The organism is Caulobacter sp. HJHS_5 (assembly GCF_056683955.1).
This window is the reverse complement of record NZ_JBWZNC010000018.1, coordinates 1-307: the sequence shown is the minus strand read 5'-3', so window position 1 is coordinate 307 and position 307 is coordinate 1. Positions and strand designations below refer to the sequence as shown.

At 70.0% G+C, this 307-nt stretch carries 1 protein-coding gene; it reads left to right on the top strand.

Features of this window, described 5'->3' with window-relative positions:
- A partial coding sequence (locus tag ACFLIT_RS17845; RefSeq protein ID WP_479912616.1) for a cadherin repeat domain-containing protein occupies window positions 1-307 on the top strand: 307 nt, incomplete at both ends.

Below are 307 nucleotides of genomic sequence, written 5' to 3'. Positions count from 1 at the left end.
GGGCGGTGTCGACGGATGTCGTGGTCGGGGTGAGCGACGTCGACGAAGCGCCGACGGCCGTGACGGTCAGCAACCTGCAGAGCATCGCGGAGAACACCGCGGCCGAGACCCGGCTGGCGGACGTGGCCATCGCCGATCCGGACACCGACCCGGCCAAGCGCGTCTACACCTACAGCGTCGACGACGACCGCTTCGCGGTGCACGACGGCGGGCTCTATCTGAAGGCCGGTCAGACGGTCGACTACGAGACCCAGCCGACGATCCCGCTGACGATCACCGCCACCAGCAGCGCCGGGGCGGTGTCGAC